Genomic DNA, 26099 nt, shown 5'->3' with positions numbered 1-26099 from the left:
TTTAGCTAATTTGCGATTAGGGTGTATTCCTCGCCTTTTTGCATCACAGTGATTGGATAAATTTTTTCTAAACTGTTGAGCCAATCGCCTATTTCAGTGGTTAAAAAGGTGCCGTTGTAGGTCAGCTTTGCTAGGCGTTGATCGCTTAACTTCACTTTGATTTCGCTATATCGCGACACATCATTAAGCACATTGCCTAATTCTGCGTTTTGATACACTAAGTAGCCTTTTTGCCACGCCATGGTCAACGCTTCACCTTGGGCTTTACTACGGGTAACTTCGCCTTGCTGTGTAACTTCTACCGCTTGCCCTTGGGTCAATTTGATCGCTTGTTGCTGAGTCACAGCCACACGGCCCTCAAGCACATCGACTCTAATTGAAGCCGGATTGGCGCGAACATTAAACACTGTGCCTAGCGCCTCAACTTGGCTGTTTTGGTAGCGCACGATAAACGGTCGCTGTTTGTCTTTACTCACGCTAAACAGCGCCTCACCTTGGTACAACAGTAGTTCTCTTGAAGTGTTGCTGTAGCGAACAGCCAATTGGCTATTGGCCCCTAAATCAACCTGACTATTATCATCAAGCGTAATGGTGCGATGCTCATTGACCTTGGTTTGAAAGAACTCGCTGTACACTGTATCGACAGGGGCTGGCTTAGCACTGGCAACAGGTGCTTGCTGTAGTGGCTGCTCTGGTGCCATAAAAGTCACCAAACCAACCAGCAGTAAAGTCGCGGCAATCGCAAGATACCAAGGCTGAGCGAGGCGTTTGGATGGTGGCTTAATGTCAGTTACAGCCGTGGTGTTTTGTGCATCCAGCTGTGCAAGCTGCTGAGTAACATAGTCATCGTCAAGTTGGGCTGAAAGCGTCCAAAGCTCCAACATTTTGTTGAACACATCACTGTGTAGCGGATTTTCAGCTAGCCAAGCGTTTAGCGGCTGTGGATATTGAGTGCTGTCATGAGGTGAGATCTGCTGCTCGTCTAAGACTAATAACCAATCAGCGGCTTGTTCTTCAATTATTGCTAAATCGTCAGATAATGGAATCATGTTTATATCCTTAACACTCATGATCAAAGCTCATGCTGTAACTGCTGGTAGCAATGACGAACTGCACGTAATACATATTTTCTTACCATACTTGGGGATATCTGTAAGGTCAAAGCTATCTCCTCATAGCTTTGACCACGTATTTTATACAATAAAAAAGCCAGCCTACATTTGTCGGGTAAGCTTGCGAGAGACTTTTCCATTTCTTTAAGTAGCTCTTGGTTGTGGTGGTTTTGTTCAGGGTTAGCACTTGCGTAAGGTTGTGGCATTTGATCGCTATCGTGCTCACGGTCATCAAACGGGCTACGCGCTTTACGCCGCAGCTTATCAATGGCCAAATTGGTTGCAATTTTATACAAGTACGCGGCGATATAGTTGCTGACATTATCCTGCTCAAGTCCAAGCAATTTCACAAACGCCTCTTGGGCAACGTCTTCCGCCTCTCGTTTGTCTAACCCTTTGCCCATAATGTGGCGGATCAGCTTTTGCTGTTGTTTTAAAAACAACTCCTCTACCTGTTGACGACGTGCAAGGTCGTCGTTTGCAGCTACCGTAGTGGTATCGACTGCTTTACGCTTAAAAGATAATAACGGTGGCATGAATACGCATCCTACTCTTCCATTTGTGTTAGCGTGCAGCGAACCCATAAATTAATAGGTTCGCTGGCGTTGCTTAAACCAATTTGCTTAATTAACCGTTGCGACTCGGCTTACCTTGCCCGAATCACTCACCGTTCTGAGTTGTACTTTAGATGACGCGGTCAATGTCACAGGCCCTTCATAGCGATGCCATGTTACGCCTTGGTCAATCGAATACTCCGTAGCCATGCCAACAAACCGGGTATTGACGATTAACTTACCACCTTCAATCGCGCCTCCAGGTAATGGAATACGATAATTTACCCCGACCTGCTGTGGTATTTGAGCATTAATATCGACCACTTGGTAATAGTCCAATAGTGGTAGAGCGTATTGTCCTAAAGTGTTGGTAAAGGTGTGCCAAGCCTCGGTAGTCGCTGCGCCTTGCGCTGGCATATCTTGCACCCATGCACGCTCAGCGGCCCCCAGTAATTTCGGGAAAGTCATATAATCAAGAATTTCTGGTGACTTTTGGTTTTCGCCAAAAAGTTGCGCCTGAATACCTTGAACATTTTGTTTACCCGCTTCGCTCAGTAACACCCATTTTGGGTCCCACGGTACTGGGTTGCCCAGCTTGTCATGCTCGGCGTTAGCGTAGATATTAAACGGACGATATTCAAACGCCTTTTTGGTATCTGTGTAACCTGCCCAGTGATAGCCTATTTCATCAGGATGTTTGTTATACGCAAGGTCAAGATACAAGTTTGTCGCATGGGCCAGCACGACTTTGTGACCTTGGTTAGCAAACTTGTAGGCCTGATGCTCATTGCCCCAACCCCACACGTTATTCCAAAACACGGGGAATATCTCACCGTAACTAACATTACCCGTACCATTGTGCGACAACACATCGCCCCAAGTTGCCATATCAAAACCATGCTGATTGACTATCTGTTTCCAGCGTAAAAAGAAGTAGTCAAACAACTCTGCATCGGTTTTGCCCGCCGTAGCTGGGTTTTGATCGACCGCTGGAGATTGCGCCCACCATTCATTCGGACCTAAATGCGGCAGCTCGTCACCACCGCCATGCAGCCGAGTCAATGTCGCATCGGGCACGGCATCATAAATGGCGCGAGTTTCTTTCACCACATGGTTGAGGAAAGTAAAGGTGCTCTCAAGTGCTGGGTTCACAAAGTTGTCGGTATAAAATTGTGGGGTGTAATACTGCGACTGGTCGAGCGGATCAATCAATCTAAAACGATTTGCTTCAACTGGGTCGCTATCTTTATATTTGTTGTAGCGATATTCCATCGCTTTGATTGCTGCGCGCGCATGGGCTGGAAAATCATATTCGATGATCACATCAATATGACGGTCAGCGGCATACTGAAGAATTTCTTTAAAATCATTCACCGTGTAGTAGCCCCAGCCTTTACCGAGAAAGTTTTGCTGAGCAATTTCAAAGCCTTGATAACTAGGCGCGGTACCTAAGTTTGCAGCTGTTTCATCCGTGGGTTTATTTTCAATCCCATCTCCTGGCGCAAATCCATTGGCAGCTCCCATAAACGTATGCAGCATCGTACTTTCGCTCAGGTCATATCCCCGCTTTGCTCCAAACTCCGTGAGTTCAGGAATACCGGGAATTTCTAGTCGCCAACCTTCATCGTTGGCAAGGTTAATTTCAAATTTGTTTAACTTGTAAAAAGCCATTAAGTCTAACAACTTAAATACCGTTTCTTTGCTTTGGAAATTACGCGACACATCCAGCATCATGCCTCGATATTCAAACCGTGGTGCATCCAAAATAGTGCTAGCGGGTAGTACGGCATTGTCGGACAAAGTGGCTGAGTTTTTAGCCGTTTTATACACAGTTGTGGGGATCATTTGCCGGAGTGTTTGAATGCCATAAAACACCCCTTGGGCGTCACTTCCAGTAATGGTGATCCCCGAGAATGCATCGACCTCAAGCTTATAACCACTTAAGTCCGGCTGATTGTCTTGATTGGTATCGAGATTTGGGTCTAGCTGCAACTTGATAAGGTTCGGGCCATTTTGCACAGTGCTATTAATCGCAAATGTGCCACTCAGAATATCGCGCAGTGCCGTTTGTAAGAAGGTGGCTTCTTTAGCCAGTGAAGCTGGCGCTGAAATACTGGTTAATTGGCTCATCAAAGTTAAGAATTCATCATTCGGTGTTACCACTGAATGGGGCTGCGGAACCAAGCGATTTTTCAGCGGCAATGCCATGTGCGTCGCGCTGTTTTCGGCGAATCGGATGGCGGACGTTTGCACCGGCATATTATCGTTAACCGCTTGCTTTGTTTGTTTTGGATCGCTTGGGTTCATCATCACGTCCACCAGCACAGCTTGAGGCGCTTGACTATTGTAGCTAATGTGAAAACCCGACGGTGAGTCGTTTTTCAGCATTTGCCAATACTGTGCAACGATTTCAATAGTACGAGATTCACCCGGTTGAATGGGGGCAAAACCCGCTGTGGGCTTAAGTACAAAGTAATCACCACTTTTTGCGTCATCGGCATTTTCTAAACTTAGATTCTGTGCGGCGATATGCTGGCGCGCATACTGACCATTTGGATCTGAGTCTGGTAGTACGCTTGCAGGCGGCCTTACCGAGCTAAAATAAAGCGCCCAGCCAGACTCACCCAACGGCTCAAGACCATTATTAGTAATCGTCAAACTGCCAAGAAAGATATTCTCTCCAATGCCATGATCCACGACTTGCCAGCGTAATGCTAAGTTATCTGGGTGAGGATGTGCGACGCTATAGTGGCTCGCAGTCAACAAGGCTAAGCCTGACAGTGAGGCAGTAATTATCTGTTTTTTTGCAAACATGTTGGCTCCTAAAATATTGTTATTGTTCGGATAGAGCGCGTACTGCTGCCACTCTATCTATGTAAACGTTTGAGCCGAGGAAGTTGGGAATGGAATCATAAATAATGCCCTTGTTAACCTGAGCTTCGGATAATTAATGCCTTTCTAGCAGCCAGTTTTTGCGCTAACTGCGTTGAATTCACTTCCAATAGCCAGCTATTGGTGCGTAAATTCGTCTAGTTATCCCTAAAACTCTCTGGCTAGATAAGGAAATAATTTAATGTATTTTTAAAAACAATTAGTTAGCTCATTCCTTATCCAAACCTCAGGTTAATTACGTATTAGGGCTGGTGTGATTAATATACCGCTATTTCATCGATATACAGGGGAAGTTTGGGGATTTGAATATCGTCAGATTGCTTACTATTAATGGCCACCACCTTTAAAAAGCGCACACTTACAGGAGCAAACGACAACACCGACATGGGCCCACGCGGATTATTAACCTCAGCTAACGTCTGCCACTGCTGTTTATCACTTGAACCCAACACTTGAATATGTGTTGGCGGGTGCAGTTGTCTATGTCGCCCGCTGTCAAAGCCCAGCTTAACCTGCTGCACTTGCGTTGACGCATCTAAGTCAATAACCGCCTCAAGATCGGTATCGTAAAAAATCGCATAATCATCAACGCTGTAAAATTGATCATAAGCAAATTGACCATCCTGCAACTTAATCGCAGAGCCTTCGGCGGCTAGCGAGGCAAGCGTTATTTCTTTTCCAAGCGCTAAATGAGGTGAAAGCGTTAAACGCGCGTCGCCTACCAGTTGCCCTAAATCGCTTACATAACTGCGGGCGCGAAGCTGCGTTTCGTCAGTTATCACTAGCGGCTTTTGATATTGCTGCGATTGTAGCGTTGGCTCGCTGCCGTCTAAGGTATAGTAAATAGCCGTGTCGGCAATTTCAGAGGTGATGGTGGCGACGAGCCGCTGCCCGTTAACCTCGCTTGAAATAATAGGCTTATGGCTACTATAAGCGGTATTGAGGTGCATCTGCTGGTAGCGTTTTAAAAGCGCGGGTAAACGATATTGGCTGTAATCAGACCACGACTTTTGTGCTTTATCCGACCACAATGTTTCGGCCAGCGCACTCAAGCGCGGAAACAGCATATACTCGGCATGACGAGGGGTTTTTATATATTCAGTCCAAAGTGCACCTTGCGCACCAATAATAAAGGCTTGCTGCTCAGCGCTTAAGTGGCTGGGCTGTGGCTCATATTGATAAACGTTTTTTAGACTTGAAAGCCCGTGGATGGCTTTGGGCTCGTCAAGATTGCGCGATTGATAGGCATCAAAATAAATATATTGATAAGGACTCATGATCACCTGATGGCCCATTTTTGCAGCTTGGATGCCTCCTTCCGTGCCCCGCCAAGACATGATCACGGCGTCATCCGCCACCCCTCCTTCTAATATTTCATCCCAACCAATTACCGTTTTGCCAAGATTTTGGACGATTTTAGCGACCCGTTTAATAAAATAGCTTTGCACTTGCTCAGGTGTGGTTAACTGATGCTGTTGCATCAACTTTTTCACCTCGGGGCTTTCTAACCACTGCTTTTTTATCACCTCATCGCCACCAATGTGGATATATTGGCTCGGAAATAGCTCGGCAACCTCTTTGTATACAACACCAAGAAACGCAAACACGTCTTCACGGGGACAAAGCACATCTTCAAAAATCCCAAACTGCGGCTGCACCTTTACTGCGCGCTGGTGGCAAGATAACTCGGGATATGCGGCAAGCATCGCACTGCTATGCCCCGGAATATCGATTTCAGGGATCACTTCAATATGTCGCGCCTGCGCATACTCAATCACTTCCTTAATTTGCGCCTTGGTATAAAAGCCCGATACCGTTTTATTATCAAACAATGGTTGATAATCATAGGTATGGCCAACCACGGTATTAGGCCGTGTTGCCCCAATCTCGGTTAGTTTAGGGTACGCATCAATGGCGATTCGCCAGCCTTGATCATCGGTTAGGTGCCACTGAAAGACATTGAATTTATGCATCGCCAGCCAATCGATATAACGCTTCACGAACGCCACATCGAAAAAGTGCCGACTTACATCTAAATGCATGCCACGGTATGAGAATCGGGGCTGATCTTTTATTTCTACCGCAGGTATTGCCCAATTCGCCTGATTGATGGGCATACGCGACTCTATCTCAGCAGGGAGTAATTGTCGCAGTGACTGCATCCCCCAAAATAATCCGGTCGCAGTATTCGCTTGTATTTCAACCCCTTCAGGCGTCACGCTCAGCGCATATCCCTCTTGAGATAGCGGTATATCGACAATCTTAAAGGCAATACTATTTTTAGTTGTGCTATCAGCCTGAGACACTGGCAACTGATAGCCCGTAGGCGAGCGTAAAAAGGTCGCTAATTGCTGCGCAACGCGTTGAGCTTGCTGCTGGTTAAAGGTAATTTTACTGTCATGGGTAAGGTTAAAGTGACCATTACCAACACTAGCACTCAGTGGTTTTGGGGTGATCTGTAGCGCTGCACAAAGTGGTGTGAGCAACAAAGAAAACAGTAATAAACTGCTTTGCAAAAATGTATAAAAGACACTCTGGTTCATAAATAACTTCCTGAGAAAAGCCCGCTTTTAGCGGGCTTGAGTGAACTAATGAGCACTGGGCTGTGTGCAAATTAGCAAGGGAAATACTAGAAATTAAGCGTCAGCGAGGCGCTGATGGTGCGTCCTAAGATCGGCCGAGCATAGTAATAGTCGTATCCTGCTTGAACATCGTTGATGGCCCGCGGGTTTCCTTCGGTTAACCCGAGCTCATCACTGATATTTGTCGCTTTCACATGCAGCGCAACCGCGTCGGTAAAGCGATAATTCCCCCCCATATCGATTGTGGTGTAGGCAGGGAGCTCAAACTTATTCTCCCCATCTGAGTAACGCTCCCCTAAATGGTGAATAGTTAAATAGATATCACCATCGTCAAAGTAGTAGGTTGGCGTTAACCTAAGCTGCACTTTGGGTGTGCGCTTCACTTGCTTGCCTTCCCAATGTGCAAATGCTCCGGTAAATCCTTCCATTTTTGGGTCTTGCAACACGCCAGTCAGCTCAAGCTGTAAATTGTCATGCGCCTGCCACACTGTTTCAAACTCAAGACCATCGGTGACAGTGTCTATCGTTTGGTTCGCCACCTCGCCATTGCTGCCGGTAAAATTACGTTCCACTAAGTCATTAAATTTAGTTCTAAACAGGGTCAGTGACGCGCCAATTGAATCACCAGCATAGCGAGCACCCAACTCGCTAAAGGTTAAATTAACGCTGTCATTAAAGTCGGCATCAACCCCTGAGTGAATATTCTGACCAAAGCTCATTAACCTTGGCATTTCAAAGGCATCGGCATAACGACCAAATACTGACACATCATCCGAGAAGGTATAATTGAATCCCACCGTCCATGCGGTTTCGGTTTCGCTACGAGTTTTTGACAGAAATTTGTTTGACGGCATATCGACGTAATTGTTGGCAAGATTGTTATCTATGTCATTACCAGCGCTGTCAAAAGCGCCCGCAACAGGCTGTGCAAATGTGGTTGCGGAGGCGGTGCTATCTAGCTCCAACCACTCAACCCGCACACCACCGTCAATACGAAGGTTATCGGTTGCTTGATATTGTTCATTAATAAATAAAGAGTTGGAAGTACTGGTACCAAAAGCGGTTGCCTGACCCCAACCAGGAGCATAACCCGTTGAGCCGTGGTCGGTTAATTGACCAACCACTTGCTGATTGCTGTTAACTGCAACAATATCGAGTAATCGAGCATTGTCTTTTACTTCCGTTAAAAACTGCGATTCCCATTTATCAACTGGCAAGGAATCCGCATCTACATAGGCAAATAACCACCCGATGGTCAGCGTGTGCTGATCACCTTCATAGGTAAAATTGAGCTTATTAACAAATTGCTCAGCATCGTAGCGCGAGTAAAGCGGGTAGCTTGTGGTGACTAAGCCGTTTCCGTTTAAATTGCTAACATCTGTCAGTATTTCACCACTATCGACGTATCGATACCGTGCGGCAACGGCGCCATCACTGGCAAACTGGTCCAGCATATTTTGCACATCTTGCTGTCCAAGTCGGGTATTGGCATTGACGAGTGTCGAGTTATCGAAGTTAAGCAAAATATACATGTCGTTTTCAAACTGTGAGTAACGGCCAGCGGTATTTAGCAGCCAACGGTCGCTTAACTCCCAATCTAAGTGATAGCCCAGCGTACTAAACTTGGTATGCTGCCCATCTTTAAGGTCTCGTGTTTTATAGCTGCCATCAGGCTGTAAATAGTGTAAAAAGCGCTGACCATTACCAATCAAGGTGCCATGCTGTGGGTCAACACCAGCAATGCCTTTAGGGTCGCTTTGATCTCTAAGCGGAATAGGCACAAAGAAAGTGGTATGGTCATTGAGGTGTTTGGCAGACAGCGTGAGTTGGCCTTTGTCGAACTCACGCACTAAATTGAGTCGAAGTTGGCCGCCGTGATCTGCGGTAAACTCTGTGTCTCTTACGCCATCAGAACGACGATAAGAGCCACCGATCGACATTTTCCAGTTGTCACTAATGGGCGTGCCATAAAAAAACTCGCCGCGATACATGCCGTAATCGGCAGCGGTTAAGCGGATCGTTGCTTCTTCAATGTCATCCGGTTTACGGGTAATAAAGTTTACTAACGCCGCAGGGCCATTGGTAGTAAGTAGACCTGAGGTGCCCCCACGAACCGCTTCCATATGTTCAATCGTAATATCTTGACGCTGATAAAAATCAACCCAAACGCCGTCGTACACCACAGGTAGCCCGTCTTCTTCAACGCCGATGTAACGGAAACCTTCACCGCCACGTAGTCCTCTAGGCGCAACATTATTGTTGGTTTCACCACCTGAATCTTCAACCCAAAAGCCTGGCACGCTTTCCAGTAGATCCGCCGTACCTAGCGGTGCTTCTCGCGCCAACTGCTCAGCGTTTAATGTGGTCACTGAGACCGATGATTCCAATTTAGTCTGGCCGCGCCCACCGCTGCCAGTCACGACAATTCGCTCAAGGTCGAGTAGTTTCTTTTTTTCTGTAGTTTCTTGCGTCTCTTTCGCTTGTGCAACCGCAGTGTGCGAACCCAATAACGCGCCACTGATAGCAAGCGCAATAAGATGTTTGTTATAACGAGATGTATTATTGCTCATGGTATTCCCTTCATTCTTGTTGTTGGCAGAGCAAGTGAGTGAAGCTCTGTAAATCTATAAACGAACGAAGGGAAAGTTTTAGGAATATTTTTATTAAACTTAGCTCAATTTAAGTCTTTGAATGTCTTTTTGCGGTGGTAATCCAAATAATCGACTGTACTCACGGCTGAACTGCGACGGGCTCTCATAACCCACCACACCACTAGCTTGGTTGGCATCTAAACCATTAATCAACATTTGCTCTCGCGCTTCTTGTAAACGCAGGGTCTTAAGATACTGTAATGGGCTTGTGCCTGTGGTACTTTTGAAATGCTGCCGAAAAGAAGACGCACTCATGTGCACTCGCTCTGCCAGTTCATTGATTTCAATTGGTCGCATAAAGTTGGTTTTAAGCCAGCTCACAGCTTTTACAATTTGACTGCTTGCAGACCCCTCAAAAGCCAACCGAGTTAAGATCTCAGCATGCGGCCCCTGTAGCAATCTAATGACGATTTCCTTTTCAATAAGCGGCGCTAAGCTATCTCTTAAATTTGCGTCGTACTCAAGAGAAAATAATCGAGACAATGCATCGGTTAAGCCTGCATCAATATGATGTATTGAGATAGATTTGGAGACTGACTGCTTTGCGGGCTTACTTAAGTTGAGCTCCGCCGCAGTTTGCAAAATAAGGTTGTAATCGAGTTTAACAAGCATACCAACAAAGGGGTGATGGCGAGAGGCTTCGGTCACATGAGAAATGAGCGGTAAATCAAACGTCGTCAGCATAGCTTGGCCTGCGGAGCAAAACAAAATTTCGTTATCTATCGAGATTTGCTTTGTACCTTGAAGCACCACCGCCAAACTCAACGTATAAATACAATGTAATGGCTCTGTTGGGGCACTGCGAATATGCATGGAGAGCTTTTGTACTTGGCTCTCATGATCTCCGGACTTTTTACAACACAGCAGTACACACTGTGCCAGTGGCTTCACGAGTTCACGATAATCCTCAACCATTTAACCTCCCCCTTAGTGCTTACACATGCTTAGCTAAAAATGGAATAATTTGCTCCACGGCTAACGCAACGGCTTCTGGATGATCATAAAGATCGTAATGAGACCACTCTGATAATTCAACCAATTGCCTGTCTGCCGAAGCAAATGACTTCCCGTATATTGCCTTACCATCACGGTAAGCGCCAAACGCACCTACCTTTTGGCCAACAATGGCCATCATAGGCTGTGTCATCAACGTTTCAGCATATGCGAACGCGTCCCAACTTAAAATTTTGTGCGCGTGCGAAAACAACATCCGCGTTGCACCGCCCTCAGCTTGGCCTCGTTTTGTTTTGTAATACTCGGTCGCTTCAAAAACATCACGCTCCGTTAAGCCGTTTTGTTTAGCAAATTCTAGGCTTGGCGGTAGCAGCTCATTTACTTGCCCTTCAGCCCCCAATGCTTCCGCGGTACGCTGCTGTGATATCGCCTCAAGCGTACCTAAAGGATTAAATTCAAAGAAATCTTCACGGAATAAACGACCAAGGTTAACGGGCGTCACACCGATCGCGGCTTTTATCCTTTTCTCTGTAAGCGCTGAATTAAATACATAACCACCGCCGCCACAGATCCCAAGTGAAGCAATACGGTTTGCATCCACGAAATCTAAGGTAACAAGATAATCTATTGCATGGCTAATATCTTCAACTCGCTGATGCGGATCTTCCTTGTATCGCGGTAGTCCTCCCGAACGACCCTGAAAGCTGGCATCGTAAGCAATAACCACATAGCCAGCATCGGCCAGTGCTCGTCCGTAGATAGCACTCGACGTTTGCTCTTTACAGCTACCAAACGGATGTACTGACACTACCGCTGGGTATTTGTTCAAGGGATTAAAGTCATTTGGGGTTAGCATCAGTGCGGCGATATCCCAAGCCATGTCTCTATTTCTAAACGTAATTTCTTGCTGAACCATTGTTATCTCCAATTCCAAGTAACGAGTGGTAATTACCCTTTTACAGCCAAACCTAAAGCGTACGTTTGAAAAACGCTGTTAACACGCTTACGGCTTCATTGACTTGCGCTTCGCCATCGTACAATTCCATGTGGTTTGCTCCGTTAACAACATGCATGGCTTTGTCCGTTGAAGCCGCTCTTGCTATCAGGTCATCGCTCATCCATTTGCTACCTGCAACACTGCCAACTACCGCAAGTAGAGGTTGGGTAAGGAAGGCTTCAGACTTAAAAAAAGCATCGTATGTAATGATTTGAGTCAGGCTTCGCGCAGTTGCAAAACCTGGCGCAGTAGGGTGTGCGGCTCGCGCTGTATGATAGTATTCCCACGCTTGGCGAAGTTCTTCGTTAGGGGCATCCTCTTCTCTAAGGGGTGCTAAAGGGATTGTTGCTGTTTCATCGCTATTTGCATCAGCAGAGCGAGCGTCAGACCCCGCCTGAATATAAGGCATAGCAAGTGCATCAGCTACGCTATTATCCCAACCATTTCTAAACATTTGTCCAATATTTACCATACTAACCATACCAACCGCTTTAATTCTTTGGTCATTGATTGCTGCATTCGCCGAATAGCCAGCACCAGCACAAATTCCCATGACACCAACTCGATCGTTATCAACAAATGGCAGGGTCGTAAGGTAATCAATCACTGCACTGATATCTTCGGTACGCACATGTGGGTTTTCTAATTGACGAGGCTCACCCGTACTTTCCCCTTGATATGAAGCATCGTAGGCGATGGTAACGAACCCTTGCTCCGCCAATCTAGATGCATAGGTGCCAGCAGTTTGTTCCTTTACGCCACCACCGGGATGAGAAACAACAATGGCAGGATAAGTCTTCAACTCGTCAAACTCTGTAGGTAAATTGAGTAAACCTGAAAGCGTGATAGCTAAGCCATTTGTGTTTGGAAAAGTAACTTTGTTCATGTGAAACCCTCAAAAATAAATGTGACTAATGCGCTGATATACATTGCCAAGAACACTGCGCTTTGTTGCTATCTAGTATAGGTAAGCGTAATTATGAATGTTTGCCTAAAATGATGAGGTGTTTGTCTATTTCAACGAAAAGTACTTACATACCGCATAAACGATAAAGATTTGAGTTACTAGAATGTACCTAGTTTTGACCTAATCTGCGCCGTTCTATGCTCATATGGGTACTGAGAATCGGGGTGATCTCTGACTCTGGGGCAGGAGCAAAAAGGTGGTTGCCTTGGATAAGGTGACAGCCATTGAGATTAAGAGACTTAGCCTGCAACGCGGTCTCAACACCTACCGCTACACATTCTACATCCAAGCTCTTTGCCATCTGTACAATCAATTTTGCAATATCATTTTGTGAAGCAACCGACTGAGGGGTCGCAAGGAAAGCCGGTGGAATTTTAATGGTTTCAAACGTAAGTTTTTGCAAGTACAGCATGCTGGTATGCCCAACACCAAAATGATCAATCGAGATCCGCATACCGGTTTGCTCCAATTCCGCCATCACTTCCGGTGCTTTATCAAGTAGCTCTATCAGGTCAACTTCTTTGATTTCTATTTCAATTTGCCGAGATGGCAACTGATGTTGCGCAGCCTGCTCCATAAAGTTTTTTATTACAGTTTTATTGGTTAGTTCAGCAAGCGAAAAATTAAAGCTAACCACGAGATTATCGTACTCGTAAAACCATGTTTTCATCGCCTGAAAGGCCAGTGTTCTGAGCTGTTGCCCAATTTCTACCATTAGATCGCCATCACATGCCGCTTCAAAAAAGTCTTCAGGTACCAACAATTGGTCATCTTGCTGCCACCTTGCGAGCACTTCAAGTTTTTTAATCTTGCGGGTATGCGCATCGACAATAGGCTGGTAATAAGGAATAAATTCTCGATTATCTAATCCCTGAATGATCCGACTTTCTTGCACTAAACGCTGCTCCGACTCGTGATCTAGGCGTGCGTTATAAAATTGAAACTCCGTTTGTGTGGCTTTTTTAGCTCGATACATTGCGGTATCAGCATGCTTTAACAAAGCTTCCGTGTTGTCACCATCATCAGGGTAAATTGCAACGCCAGCACTCACCGTGGCTTTTAGACTAACTTGGCGCAAACAATATTGTCCATTAACGCTACTCAATACTTTGCTCACGACCTTACGTACGTATTTTTTATCTTGGATCCCGTCAATGAGTAACACAAATTCATCGCCCCCCATTCTGGCAACGGTGTCGCACCCTCGAATTTGCTGAGTTAATCGACTCGCAATTTCTTTGAGTAATAAGTCGCCATAATCGTGCCCCAGTGAGTCGTTGATTTTTTTGAATTTGTTGACGTCAATAAATACCAAAGCAAACTGGTGACTCATGCGCTTGGCTCGTTTACAAGCCTGCACTAAACGGTCATGCAGCAATAAGCGATTGGGTAACCCAGTTAATGCATCGTGATGAGCTAGGTGATTCATTTTTTTCGCCATCAATCTCGACTCTGTCACATCTTGAAAGACCATTACAGTGCCAAGGTAGCTGCCATCTTTAGCTATAATAGGAGAGAAGGAATCTTGGATAGCAAAGGTAAGACCAAGATGATTGGTGATGGAAGTGAGTTCAGGTAAACAAATGGTATGGCCTTGCTTTAGGCAAAGTTCAGGGAATTGATTCACCGAAGCTTTGGTTTCTTCGTGATACATAGACATCACATCATCAAATCGCCGCCCGACCACTTCTTCATTTAACATCGCGAGAATGGCTTCTGTGACTGGATTAATATAAGTGATCACGCCATTTACGTCTGTACAGATCACGCCATCACCAATAGAGCTCAGCGTCACTTCGAGCAATTCCTTTTCTTCTTCTAGTGCTTGAGCGAGGCGGTTTTCTCTGTTGCTAGTATTAAAATAACAGAGATACCCTGTAACGGTATCCGCGACTTTAATTGGTAAAGTAACAGGACTAATAACTTTGCCACTGTGTTTAGTCGTGCAATTACCATAACTTTGCATAACAAGCGCTTCGAACATGCTTGTTGCACCACTCTTCCCCTCGCTATGGATGTTACCGCTCACAGCGATTAAATTTTCAAGTTTTAACCCTATTACTGTGCTGCCAACACCCAGTATGGATTGCATTTGGTCATTGGCTTGTAGAATAACGCCATCGCTGTCTAACACCGCTTGTGGCACGGTAGAGTCATCATCAACCATAATTTTTTTAGTATCTTGAGCTTGCCACCAAAGCAGTGCTACAAACAAAAAAACTAAAGCGATGATGATGATAAAAGTCACTGGTGACAGTAAGAATAAGCCCAATTTATCGGCCATAAGCATGGTTAAGGAGAGTAAAATACCAACAACTAAGAATATCCGTCTCATTGCCTAATCAAACCTAAGTATGGTGAAGATGCATTTAGCGGTGTTTTGTAAAATGATTGCCCTTGCTATCGGCACTTCTACGCTGAATCTAAACTCGTTAGATAAGTCTATCGGCTGATTACGCAGTAAGCAGGTATCAAACACAAAGAGATGTTTGCATCAGTGTTTAATAACTATTGTTCACAATAGCAACGAATTCAAGTTTTTATCTGTTCTGAAAACGAAAGATTATTGCAGTAAAACTTCAGTATTTACGTGTGCTGTAAAGGGGCTTTACAGCACATCGCCTGGTTATTTAAGCTGAGGTTTGAATAAGGAATATGTCAACTAATTATTTTTAAACTCAAGTTATTTAGACCACACCGCAAATTCATTGCCGCTCGGCTCAATAAAGTGAAAGCGACGACCGCCAGGAAATTCAAATATAGCCTTGCTTATCTCTCCGCCCGCTTGCTCTACTTTGCTTTGCACGGCTTCCAATTCATCGCTGTACAACACTACGAGCGCTCCACCTTGCGCTTGTTTAGAAGACACATCGGCTCGGAAAAAGCCGCCATCAAGGCCTGAATTTGCAAACGCAATATAATCTGGCCCGTAAGATTCAAATTGCCAATCAAACACCTGCTCGAAGAAAGCTTGTGTTGCTACTAAGTCTTTTGCTGCTAATTCTACATAGTTTATATGGTTGTTCATTTTTTATTCCTTTTAAAATCTGTGCTTCATTTATGCTGTTATTGCCTAATAGAAAGCATTTTGTAGTCGCTTCTAAATCAATGTTAAAGTGTAGGCAATTTTATTCAGCGTTTATTATTGATTGTGCGATTATTATCTCTGCTCACTACTTTAGGAACTATCACATTCATGAGTTTCATCACTTCAGCTCACGCAACAGCAGCACAAGTGCCACTGACCACTTCGCAAATGCTTGGACAAAAGCTTATGCTCGATTTCCGCTATTACTGCGGTGAAAGCAAAAGGCCGAGTGGAGATTGTAGAGCAGCGATGACAACTTTACCGCCTGAGCTGTCCGAATTAATTAGTAAATACGACATCGGCGGCGCTATTTTGTTCGCCGAAAATGTGCAAAACACCGCGCAAATCGTCAGTCTAACCAATGCTTTGCAAAGTGCGGCACAACAAAGTAAAAGTCAACTTCCTTTATTTATTGCCATAGATCAAGAAGGTGGCCGTGTTGCGCGAATAAATCGTGAACAAGCAACGTCGTTTACCGGCAATATGAGTATTGGAGCAACCTATCCAAAACAGGGTGATACTTACGCAACCAAAGTGGCAAGCGCAATTGGAAAGGAGCTAAATAGCTTAGGGATCAACGTAAACTTCGCCCCAACGGTAGATGTGAACAGCAACCCGAACAACCCGGTGATCAATGTGCGTTCATTCTCGGAAAATCCAAAAGTGGTCGCCAAATTAGGTCTTGCTCAGGTAAAAGCATTTGAGGCCGCAGGCGTTCTCTCTGCGCTAAAGCATTTTCCTGGCCACGGTGATACACATGTTGATAGCCACACGGGACTACCTCGTGTTGATCACGACCGCGACAAAATTAACCAGCAAGATTTATTGCCCTTTGCCGAGATAATCAAAGCATCGCCTCCTGGCATGATAATGACTGCCCATATTCAATATCCGGCGCTCGACAACAGTAAAGTCGTCAACTCTCAAGGTGAGAGCATGATAAGGCCTGCGACTATGTCTTATCAGATCATGACACAACTACTGAGACACGAGTTGGGATACCAAGGCGTGACCGTCACCGATGCGCTAGATATGGCTGGGATCAGCGACTTTTTTAACCCAGTCGATGCTACAATTGAAACGTTTAATGCCGGCGTGGATATCGCGCTAATGCCTATTGCTATTCGCAATCGTGCAGACATCAAACGCTTTGAGCAATATATGGCTCAGCTAGCCGAAGCACTGGATACCAATAAACTAAACCAAGAACAACTTAGCAGTTCTATGGCGCGTATCGCTAAGCTCAAGACAAAGCTGCCAAAATCGAGCGCTTCTTTGGCCATTGCCAATTCAACACTGGGTAATCCAAGCCATCGTCGCTTAGAAGCAGAGCTTGCACTAGCGGCTATCACCGAAGTAAAAAATGATGGTGTATTGCCGCTCAGAGATAACGCACAAGTTGTTCACCTTATCATGCCTGACAGACAAAAATGTTTTGCACTGGAGCAAGCGTTACAAACATACAGCAAAAATTCGCTCACACTTTCTTGTACAAGCCTACAAGCCTACGACCCAAACATTGCACATGATGCAATTAAACAGGCCGACGTGATAATCGCCGCACATGCATCACCACCGCAAAGTGCGGTAGAAATTGGCGGCATGGATGATGTAAAAAAGTTACGAGAGCATGGGGTGGCGCGTAATGTACAACCTGAGGCGCTGAAAGCATTACTGCAATACGGTCAGAAACTGGGTAAAAAGCAGCTATTTATCAGCCTAAGAGCACCATACGAAATTAGTACCTTTGGCCCTCTTAGTAACGCAGTATTAGCAAGTTATGCTTATAATGTAGACGTAAATCATGATAAAAAAGTAGCTGGGCCTGCCTACACGGCGCTGGCCAAAGTGATTTTAGGAATAGCGAATGCGGAAGGTTCACTGCCTGTTACAGTAAACCACTAATTGGAGGAATCTATGGATCCCAGTGCTTCTTTAAGTGCACCACATGCAATAAGAAAATTGATCAAGGATGGTGATTATACGGGCCCTACTAAAGGGTTCGTGCCTGGGTTCACACAATGTAATGTGATTATTTTGCCACAAAGCGAAGCATATTCATTCTTTCGCTTTTGTGAGAGTAATCAATCTGTTTGCAAGCTAATTATTCCGCCCAGCGAGCCGGGTAATTTTAACTTTGACACTTTGGGGAAAGATATAGACATTCGCTACCACCTCCCCAAGTATCAGATTTTAAAGCATGGCCAGCTCGCCCAAGAATGCCATAATATAGAAGAGCACTGGCGCGACGATTTAGTTACCTTTGCTTTTGCCAGTTATCTTTCTTTTGATAACTTACTCGCGCAGTATGGAATAAACCCGCCATCGGCGAATCCAACCACGCCTTTACCACTCTACATCAGTAATTTGCCTTGCAATTCAGTAGATAAGTACGAGGCGAATCAAATATTGGCGATGCGCCCATTAACCAAGCAAAATCTTATTAGTGCCATTCAAGCGGCAACACTGAGCCGACTTCCCTATGCGTTGCCACTTCATTTTGGTGAACCTAATGAGGTTGGGATCAAAGATCTTAGCAAGCCTAATTTTGGCGAGCCATTGATTTGTAAAGAGGGGCAGCTTCCGGTTTTTTGGGGTTCCAGCCTAACAGCTCAGTTAGCCATAGCAAAAGCGGCACCTGAGTTTTGTATTATGAATAGTCCACACCATTTATTGGTGACAGATAGACAAGATTTAGAGCTTGCAGTAACGTAGTAGGAAATAAGCATGTTATTAAATTGCGACTTGGGTGAAAGCTTTGGCGCTTGGAAAATGGGGTTAGACGAACACGTAATGCCGCATATCGACATGGCCAATGTCGCTTGCGGTTTTCACGCAGGAGATCCTGATGTACTCGAGCAAACACTAAAGCTGGTCAACACGCATCAAGTGACGCTTGGCGCACATCCAAGCTATCCAGACCGCCAAGGGTTTGGCCGCCGCTCAATGCAACTCTCAGAGCAAGAGATCATCAACACCTTACATTACCAAATTGCCGCAATTGAAGGGATGGCAAAGGTGCAAGACTTGACGCTAAGTTATGTAAAACCACACGGCGCACTTTATAACGATATGATGAAGTCACAAAGGATATTAAGCTGTGTTATCAGGGCCATTTCACACTATCCAAGTGAGCTTAAGTTGATGGTGCTAGCCACTGCGCAACAAGCAAGTCACCAACAACTCGCCGACGACTATAACGTATCACTGATTTTTGAAGCCTTTGCCGATAGGCTTTACACCGATGAAGGCTTACTGACTCCCCGCTCTGAAGCGGGCGCAGTACATGACAAATCAGCACTACTTGCGCAAGTTAAGCAATTACACCAGCAAGGCAGTGTTACAACTGCAAGTGGGAAGTCACTTTCCTTACGTGCCGACACCTTATGCGTTCACGGTGACAACGAGGCGAGCATTGCCTTAATTGAAGAAATAAGAAACGTGATAAATCAATAATTTGTGATAGTCTGGCCGTACATGTTTAATAAGTGAAAGTTAACTAAGCGAAAGGACTTTACATGCAGCTCACAACAGAAAGACTTACCTTAAGACCTATACTTAATACAGATTGGCCGCTATGGTTAGAACTTCATCAACAACCAGATGTCATGCGTTTCATCGGTGAGATTACCGATGAAGCTACGCTGCGTGAAAAGTTTAACCGTGGTTTAAGCGCCGGACTTGGGCAGTGGCACAAAGAAGATAACACCTGGCTCACCTTAGTGATTGAAGAAACGGCCACAGCGACCCCAATCGGGCTACACGGATTTTTAAGTATGTGGGCCCCATTTCAACAGGCCGAGTTAGGTTTTATGCTTTCCCCCGAATTTCAAGGAAAGGGTTACGCCTTTGAAGCTTCTAAAGCCGTCATTGATTTTGCCTTGCACGAATGTAATTACCACAAGCTCATCGCCACCGTTACCCAAGGAAATCATGCCTCTCACCATTTACTCAAAAAACTAGGATTTGAGCTTGAAGGCACGCTAAAACATAACTTCCAAATTAACGGTGAGTGGGTAAATGACGAGAAGTTTGGGTTGCTTAAGTAATAACAGAGCGGTACTCACCAAATGAGGGCGGATCATTTGTTTTTAAAAACACTAGATCTCCCTCATTCTAACCACTCGCTATAGCTATAACATGGGTAACACTTACGCTTCTTAGCAAGTTAATCACTATTACGCTCAGAAGGCAGATCACTCATATATTCCACAAACTCAATTTCATATCCAGCTGGATCAATAAAGTAAACGTTTTTTCGGTGTGGATGCTGCGCCCCGACTTTATCGACCGCATAACCCGCTTCGGTTAGCCTATTAACGACACGCTCGATACTTTGAACCACATAGGCAAAATGTGCCAAGCCGACTTGGTGACCTTCGAGTGCTCTGTTGTGACCCTCACCGTGATCGCTAAACGCTATATAATGATAGTCATCACCAAAGTGCAGCCATGTTCGTGCTTTGCCGTACCACTCGCCTTGCCCTTTGCTTCTAACTTTCCAGTGAGGAAATGCGGCGCGATAAAAGTGAAGCACCTCTTCTAGGTCGCTAACTACCAAATTTACGTGTTCTAAGTACATATCATCCTCTTCATTATAAATTTCGTTAACTGCTGGCAACGATAAAACCGCAAGCTAAGTTGAGGTAAAGCACTTTTTATAGATTTTTAATTTGTTCACCGCAAAGAGTTGATTAAGCTGCAATATGGCGCATAGTGGAAATGATAATTAGAAACAGGATGAGTCATGAAATACTTTCTAGCAGGCGTCGCTATTGCAAGCTCAGCTTGCGCTGTGCAAGCCGCATCGCTTGAGCCAACCGATATATTTAATCTTGAATATGCTAATCAAATTGACATCACCAATGACGGTGACAAAGTCTTCTTCGTGCGCAACCGCATGGATATCAAAAGTGATAGAAAAGTCGGTAATATTTGGTCTGTAGACCTTGCTACCAATGCAATGCAGCCAGTTACCTCTGGATTGCACATGGATTATTCTCCTGTGCTGTCGCCTAGTAATGATCGCATCGCTTTTGTTTCTACTCGCGACGGTAGCAGCCAAATTTATGTGAAATGGTTAGCAACCGGTGCCATTGCCAAGATCAGCAATTTAGCTCATGGACCATCAGGACTACATTGGTCACCAGATGGTAAAAGCTTATACTTTAGCCAGTTTGTTCCCAGCCAAAAGGCACCACCGATATCTGTTACAGGAAAACCCAAGGGGGCAGAATGGGCAAAACCACCCGTATTTATCGATGAGGTATATTATCGCGCCGACGGTGCTGGTTATACCGAACCGGGCTTTAATCATATTTTCAAAATTGACGCCAACGGTGGCAACGCAAAACAGTTAACCTCAGGCAACTTTGATCATGGCGGCGAACTGAGTTTTGCTGATGACGCAAAGGCACTGTATTTTTCGGCTAATCGCCACAAGGATAACCAATTAAACCCAACCAACAGCGAAGTCTATAAGCTAGACCTAAACTCGCTTGAAATCACAGCGGTAACTGACCGAGTTGGCCCAGATAATCACCCAGAGGTGTCACCTAATGGCCGCTATCTGGCTTACCTTGGTTATGATGATAAAAAAACCAATTACGAGAATAGCCTACTCTATGTCAAAGATCTCAAATCAGGCGAAACCAAAACCTATGCAGCCGATTTAGATAGAAGCCTTGCCTCTATCACTTGGGCCGCCAACAGCCGTGGCGTCTATGTAAGTTACGACAGTGAAGGGAAAACCACACTTGGCTACCAGCCGCTAAAAGGGCGTTTTGAGCAGATAACGGATGCCATTGGTAGTGTTAGTTTTGGTCGCCCCTATTCAGGTGGTGACTATGCCATCAGTGATCGTGGACTAGTGGCTTTTACACTTGCAGATACCCAGCGCCCTGCCGATGTCGCAATTGTAAAACGCGGCGAGCCAAGACCAATTACAAAGCTTAACGAAGATGCCCTTGGCGATAAAACACTGGCAAAAGTTGAAGAAGTTTGGCTAAAGTCGACACATGATCAACTGCCAATTCAAGCTTGGGTCGCCTACCCTCCTGGGTTCGATAAATCTAAAAAGTATCCGCTCGTACTTGAGATCCACGGTGGCCCAGTTGCGAACTATGGCCCACATTTTAGCGCCGAAGTACAACTTTTTGCCGCCCAAGGCAGCGTCGTGCTTTACATGAATCCACGAGGCAGCGACTCCTACGGCAAAGAGTTTGCTCAAACTATCCACCATAACTACCCAAGCCATGACTTTGACGACCTAATGACAGGTGTCGATCACCTGATTGGCGAAGGCTATATAGACAAAGACCGCTTGTTTGTTACGGGCGGTTCAGGTGGCGGCGTACTCACTGCGTGGACTGTCGGTCACACGGATAGATTCGCAGCAGCGGTCGTGGCAAAGCCGGTGATTAACTGGTATAGCTTTGTATTAACTGCAGATTTCTATCCATTTTTTGCGGACTACTGGTTCCCAGGAAAACCATGGGAGCACATGGAACATTATATGAAACGCTCGCCTATTAGCTATGTGGGTAATGTAAAAACCCCAACCATGCTACTGACAGGTGAAGCGGATTATCGTACACCAATTTCAGAAACCGAGCAGTATTATCAGGCGCTTAAGCTACAAGGTGTAGAAACAGCTATGGTCAGAATTCCAGATGCCTCACACGGAATCACCAAAAGGCCATCCAACCTGCTAAACAAAGTGGCTTATATTCAGTGGTGGTTCGACAAGCACGATCCGAAGAAATAAACGGGATCCCAACCAAGCCGGGGCAGCCTTGCCTCGGTTTCTTTACTAATTTATCTAACTTGTTTATTGTTAAAGAAAATCCACAAAAATAGGGAATTCAATATGGATTATGTCTCTCTCAATCGTGCGGCATGGGAAGAACGAGCCAAGGCACATTTTGACTCTGAGTTTTATGACGTCAATCGCTTTTTGCAAGGTACCTCTTCGCTCAATCCCATTGAATGTGAGCTACTTGGTGATGTATCAGGCAAGAGTCTGCTTCACCTACAATGTCACTTCGGCTTAGATAGCCTGTCATTCGCAAGGCTGGGGGCTAAGGTAACAGGTGTCGACTTTTCGACAGAAGCCATTACCCGAGCAAATACATTGGCTCAGCAAACTGGGCTTGATGCCAGTTTTATCTGTCAGGATATCGCGCAATTTGGGCTTGAGAATACCACACAATTCGACATTGTCTTTGCATCCTATGGCACCATCTGCTGGTTGCAAGATTTATCTCAGTGGGCTGCCACTATTGCCCGTGCATTGAAGCCCGGCGGTCAGTTTTGTTTCGTGGAGTTTCACCCAAGCATTGACCTTCATTTGGGTTACCCTTATTTCCCACAAACTCAGCCTGATATTAGCGAAGAATCAACCTATACCGAAAACCACCAAGATAGCAAACAAACCATTGCGACTTGGCCACACTCAATCGCCGAAGTGATGCAGTCCTTAATGCAAGCTGGTCTTACAATTACCCACTTCGATGAGCACCCTTTTAGTCCATATAACTGCTTTGAAGGTTTAGAGGCAGTGTCTGGACAAGGCTTTCAGTTATTGAGTAAAGGGCATCAAGTTCCATTGCTATTTTCAATATTGGCGAATAAAGCGGAGTAGGACTCATTACTCCGCCGTATATTTTTTCATACCCAATACAATTACGAGACTATTAAGCACTATCTTTGTGCACCTAGCTAGCTACCAAAATTCAATATGATCTTACAAGCTTTCTGTTTTAAGCCAATTATTGCAAAAGACTAAATTAAAGTTTTACTTCAAAAATATTCTTGCTATAGAAAATAAATATAACACTTTGATAAGTTAGATTTTTTATCGATTTATTTTTCCGAACATACCAATTTGTTTTTCTGGATTTTCTCTTTTTAATTTGTGAACTAAAGTTTAACACGCAGTTTGAGACACACTTTAATTACGAGGGAAAACCCCATGAATAGAAAATCTAGAACGATGTTGTCTGCCGTAACGCTCGCAGTAACAACAACGCTATCAGCCCCGAGCTTTGCTGCAATGAGCGAAGCGAAAACCAACCAATTTTGGTGGCCAGAACAACTAAACCTAAGCCCATTAAGACAACACAGCCCAGAATCCAACCCTTATGGCGCAAGCTTTGACTATGCCGCTGAATTTAGCAAACTAGATCTTAAGCAAGTCAAAAAAGACATTGAGCAAACACTCACTGATTCGCAAGACTGGTGGCCTGCCGACTGGGGTCATTATGGTCCCTTTATGATCCGTATGGCATGGCATAGCGCTGGGGTCTATCGTGTACACGATGGCCGTGGTGGCTCGGCAGGTGGCCAACAACGTTTCGATCCGTTAAACAGCTGGCCTGATAACGCGAACTTAGACAAAGCAAGACGATTATTGTGGCCGATTAAACAAAAATACGGCCGTAGCCTATCGTGGGCAGACTTAATGGTCTTAGCAGGCAACGTTGCGCTTGAGTCAATGGGCTTTAAGACCTTTGGTTTCGCCGGTGGCCGTCAAGACGATTGGGAACCTGATTTAGTTTATTGGGGGCCAGAAGATGCTTTCTTAAAAGACGAGCGTCGTGACAAAAAAGGTAAACTAAAGGGCCCATTGGCAGCAGTTGAAATGGGACTTATTTATGTCAACCCTGAAGGCCCACACGGTAAACCAGACCCATTACTTGCCGCAAAAGATATTCGCATGTCATTTGGTCGCATGGCCATGAACGACGAAGAAGTGGTCGCACTTATCGCGGGTGGTCACACCTTTGGTAAAGCACATGGCGCGAAAAAGCCGTCTGATTGTGTGGGTAAAGAACCAGCCGCAGCAGAGATTGAAGCACAAGGCCTAGGTTGGAAAAATAAATGCGGCACGGGTAAAGGTGCAGACACCACAACAAGCGGTTTAGAAGGGGCTTGGACGGTCACACCAACTCAATGGTCAACCAATTATCTCGACAACCTAATGAACTTCAACTGGGTAATGACAAAAAGCCCAGCAGGTGCGACCCAATGGATCCCTGACAACAAAGCTGCGGCAAACCTAGTGCCAGACGCCCACATTGAAGGTAAACGCCACGCACCAATAATGTTCACCACGGATTTAGCATTAAAATTTGACCCTGAATATCGTAAGGTCATTGAACGCTTCCGCAAAGATCCAAAGCAATATGAGTTGGCGTTCGCGAAGGCTTGGTTCAAATTGACCCACCGTGATATGGGTCCAAGAGCCCGTTATGTGGGTTCAGAAGTACCAAGCGAAGTACTGACTTGGCAAGATCCAATTCCAAAAGCGGATTACAAGATGATTGATAACAAGGACATCAGCGCACTGAAAAAATCAATCTTGAACTCAGGTCTAACAAAGCAAGAACTGATCAGAACGGCATGGTCGGCAGCATCTAGCCACCGTGTTACTGATATGCGTGGTGGTGCAAACGGTGGCCGTTTACGCCTCGAGCCTCAGGTAAGTTGGGAGGTAAACAACCCTGACGAAGTAAACAAAGTGCTAGCTACATTGACGGACATTCAAACCCGCTTTAATAAGCGCGCTGGCAAAAAAGCAGTCTCTATTGCCGACTTGATTGTGTTAGGTGGTTCTGCAGCAGTTGAAAAAGCCGCAAACGACGCAGGTTACAAAGTAAATGTAGCGTTTAAACCGGGCCGTACCGATGCCTCACAAGCACAAACGGACGTCTTATCATTTAGCTATCTGGAGCCAAAGGCAGACGCGTTCCGTAACTATTACAGTGATGAAGCGTTTATGTCACCAACTGAAATGTTAGTAGACAAAGCCAATATGCTGGACTTATCTGTACCTGAAATGACGGTACTATTAGGCGGCCTGCGTAGCTTAGACGCAAACTACAAAGGCGCAGAGCACGGTGTATTTACTGACAAACCAGGTCAGTTGAGCAACGACTTCTTTGTTAACCTGCTAGATATGTCGACTAAATGGTCAAAAGTAGAGGGGCAAGAAGGCTTATACGAAGGTCGTGACCGTAAAACTGGAGAGATAAAATGGACGGCAACACCGGTTGATTTAATCTTTGGTTCTAACTCTGAACTTCGCGCAATTACCGAAGTCTATGCATCAGACGATGCCAAACAGAAGTTTGTAGACGATTTTATCGCCGCTTGGGTGAAGGTAATGCAACTAGACCGCTTTGACTTAAAATAAACCAATTAAGTAGCGCAAACAGGGCCTGATTTAGGCCCTGTTTTTTATTCGTGCTGCACATCTACTAAGGTCAAAATATAGCTAACATGCGTTTTCGCACCACATGC

General features: G+C 45.2%; 18 protein-coding genes. 7 read left to right on the top strand and 11 right to left on the bottom strand.

The features are described from left to right. Positions 1 to 5: 5 nt before the first annotated feature. The 10 genes from QSH61_RS22340 to QSH61_RS22295 all read right to left on the bottom strand — a co-directional run bounded on the left by QSH61_RS22340 (position 6) and on the right by QSH61_RS22295 (position 15737). Complete coding sequence (locus QSH61_RS22340; RefSeq protein WP_206472692.1) at positions 6 to 1049, bottom strand: FecR family protein; 1044 nt, start codon at positions 1047 to 1049, stop codon at positions 6 to 8. A gap of 23 nt (positions 1050 to 1072) precedes the next feature. Then, positions 1073 to 1648 carry an RNA polymerase sigma factor gene (locus tag QSH61_RS22335; RefSeq protein WP_010375741.1) on the bottom strand — a complete coding sequence of 192 codons (576 nt, stop codon included), beginning with the start codon at positions 1646 to 1648 and terminating at the stop codon, positions 1073 to 1075. A gap of 87 nt (positions 1649 to 1735) precedes the next feature. Further along, the gene (locus QSH61_RS22330) at positions 1736 to 4480 is read right to left on the bottom strand and encodes a family 20 glycosylhydrolase (protein ID WP_206472693.1); all 2745 of its coding nucleotides are present in this window, start codon (positions 4478 to 4480) and stop codon (positions 1736 to 1738) included. A 335-nt stretch (positions 4481 to 4815) separates the two neighbouring features. Next, a complete protein-coding gene (locus tag QSH61_RS22325; protein ID WP_206471782.1) occupies positions 4816 to 7101 on the bottom strand; it encodes a beta-N-acetylhexosaminidase in 2286 nt (761 codons plus the stop codon). A gap of 86 nt (positions 7102 to 7187) precedes the next feature. After that, positions 7188 to 9710 (bottom strand): TonB-dependent receptor, encoded by a 2523-nt coding sequence (locus tag QSH61_RS22320; RefSeq protein WP_206471781.1) that lies wholly within the window; start codon positions 9708 to 9710, stop codon positions 7188 to 7190. 99 nt (positions 9711 to 9809) lie between these two features. Next, positions 9810 to 10706, bottom strand: coding sequence for an AraC family transcriptional regulator (locus QSH61_RS22315; RefSeq protein WP_174169623.1), 897 nt, complete (start codon positions 10704 to 10706; stop codon positions 9810 to 9812). Positions 10707 to 10725: 19 nt separating this feature from the next. Then, on the bottom strand, positions 10726 to 11661 hold the full coding sequence (locus tag QSH61_RS22310; protein WP_206471780.1) for an alpha/beta hydrolase: 936 nt from the start codon (positions 11659 to 11661) through the stop codon (positions 10726 to 10728). A 52-nt stretch (positions 11662 to 11713) separates the two neighbouring features. Then, positions 11714 to 12628: an alpha/beta hydrolase gene (locus QSH61_RS22305; RefSeq protein WP_206471779.1), complete on the bottom strand. Its 915-nt coding sequence runs from the start codon at positions 12626 to 12628 to the stop codon at positions 11714 to 11716. Between the two features lie 190 nt (positions 12629 to 12818). After that, on the bottom strand, positions 12819 to 15044 hold the full coding sequence (locus QSH61_RS22300; protein ID WP_248298674.1) for a sensor domain-containing protein: 2226 nt from the start codon (positions 15042 to 15044) through the stop codon (positions 12819 to 12821). A gap of 348 nt (positions 15045 to 15392) precedes the next feature. Next, a complete protein-coding gene (locus tag QSH61_RS22295) occupies positions 15393 to 15737 on the bottom strand; it encodes a VOC family protein (RefSeq protein ID WP_010603872.1) in 345 nt (114 codons plus the stop codon). A 168-nt stretch (positions 15738 to 15905) separates the two neighbouring features. On the opposite strand from QSH61_RS22295, the gene QSH61_RS22290 reads away from it, so the two are divergent. The 4 genes from QSH61_RS22290 (at position 15906) to QSH61_RS22275 (ending at position 19846) form a co-directional block, all read left to right on the top strand. Beyond that, positions 15906 to 17702 carry a glycoside hydrolase family 3 protein gene (locus tag QSH61_RS22290; protein ID WP_206471778.1) on the top strand — a complete coding sequence of 599 codons (1797 nt, stop codon included), beginning with the start codon at positions 15906 to 15908 and terminating at the stop codon, positions 17700 to 17702. Positions 17703 to 17714: 12 nt separating this feature from the next. Then, positions 17715 to 18512 (top strand): D-glutamate cyclase family protein, encoded by a 798-nt coding sequence (locus QSH61_RS22285; RefSeq protein ID WP_206471777.1) that lies wholly within the window; start codon positions 17715 to 17717, stop codon positions 18510 to 18512. 12 nt (positions 18513 to 18524) lie between these two features. Then, positions 18525 to 19253, top strand: coding sequence for a 5-oxoprolinase subunit PxpA (locus tag QSH61_RS22280; protein ID WP_206471776.1), 729 nt, complete (start codon positions 18525 to 18527; stop codon positions 19251 to 19253). Between the two features lie 62 nt (positions 19254 to 19315). Next, on the top strand, positions 19316 to 19846 hold the full coding sequence (locus QSH61_RS22275; protein ID WP_102058294.1) for a GNAT family N-acetyltransferase: 531 nt from the start codon (positions 19316 to 19318) through the stop codon (positions 19844 to 19846). 119 nt (positions 19847 to 19965) lie between these two features. Here QSH61_RS22275 and QSH61_RS22270 read toward each other — a convergent pair whose 3' ends face one another. Continuing rightward, positions 19966 to 20379 carry a VOC family protein gene (locus QSH61_RS22270; RefSeq protein WP_174169629.1) on the bottom strand — a complete coding sequence of 138 codons (414 nt, stop codon included), beginning with the start codon at positions 20377 to 20379 and terminating at the stop codon, positions 19966 to 19968. Positions 20380 to 20544: 165 nt separating this feature from the next. Here QSH61_RS22270 and QSH61_RS22265 point away from each other — a divergent pair, with 165 nt between their 5' ends. The 3 genes from QSH61_RS22265 to katG all read left to right on the top strand — a co-directional run bounded on the left by QSH61_RS22265 (position 20545) and on the right by katG (position 25992). Beyond that, positions 20545 to 22563, top strand: coding sequence for a S9 family peptidase (locus QSH61_RS22265; RefSeq protein ID WP_206471775.1), 2019 nt, complete (start codon positions 20545 to 20547; stop codon positions 22561 to 22563). Positions 22564 to 22665: 102 nt separating this feature from the next. Continuing rightward, positions 22666 to 23439: a class I SAM-dependent methyltransferase gene (locus tag QSH61_RS22260; RefSeq protein WP_206471774.1), complete on the top strand. Its 774-nt coding sequence runs from the start codon at positions 22666 to 22668 to the stop codon at positions 23437 to 23439. A 330-nt stretch (positions 23440 to 23769) separates the two neighbouring features. Continuing rightward, positions 23770 to 25992, top strand: a complete 2223-nt coding sequence (gene katG / locus QSH61_RS22255; protein WP_206471773.1) for a catalase/peroxidase HPI — start codon at positions 23770 to 23772, stop codon at positions 25990 to 25992. Positions 25993 to 26099: the final 107 nt, after the last annotated feature.

Origin of the sequence: Pseudoalteromonas sp. JC3 (assembly GCF_030291895.1) — a bacterium.
Classification (GTDB): domain Bacteria; phylum Pseudomonadota; class Gammaproteobacteria; order Enterobacterales; family Alteromonadaceae; genus Pseudoalteromonas.
Note: the sequence above shows the minus strand (reverse complement) of the source record. Positions and strands in the feature narration are given on the sequence as shown.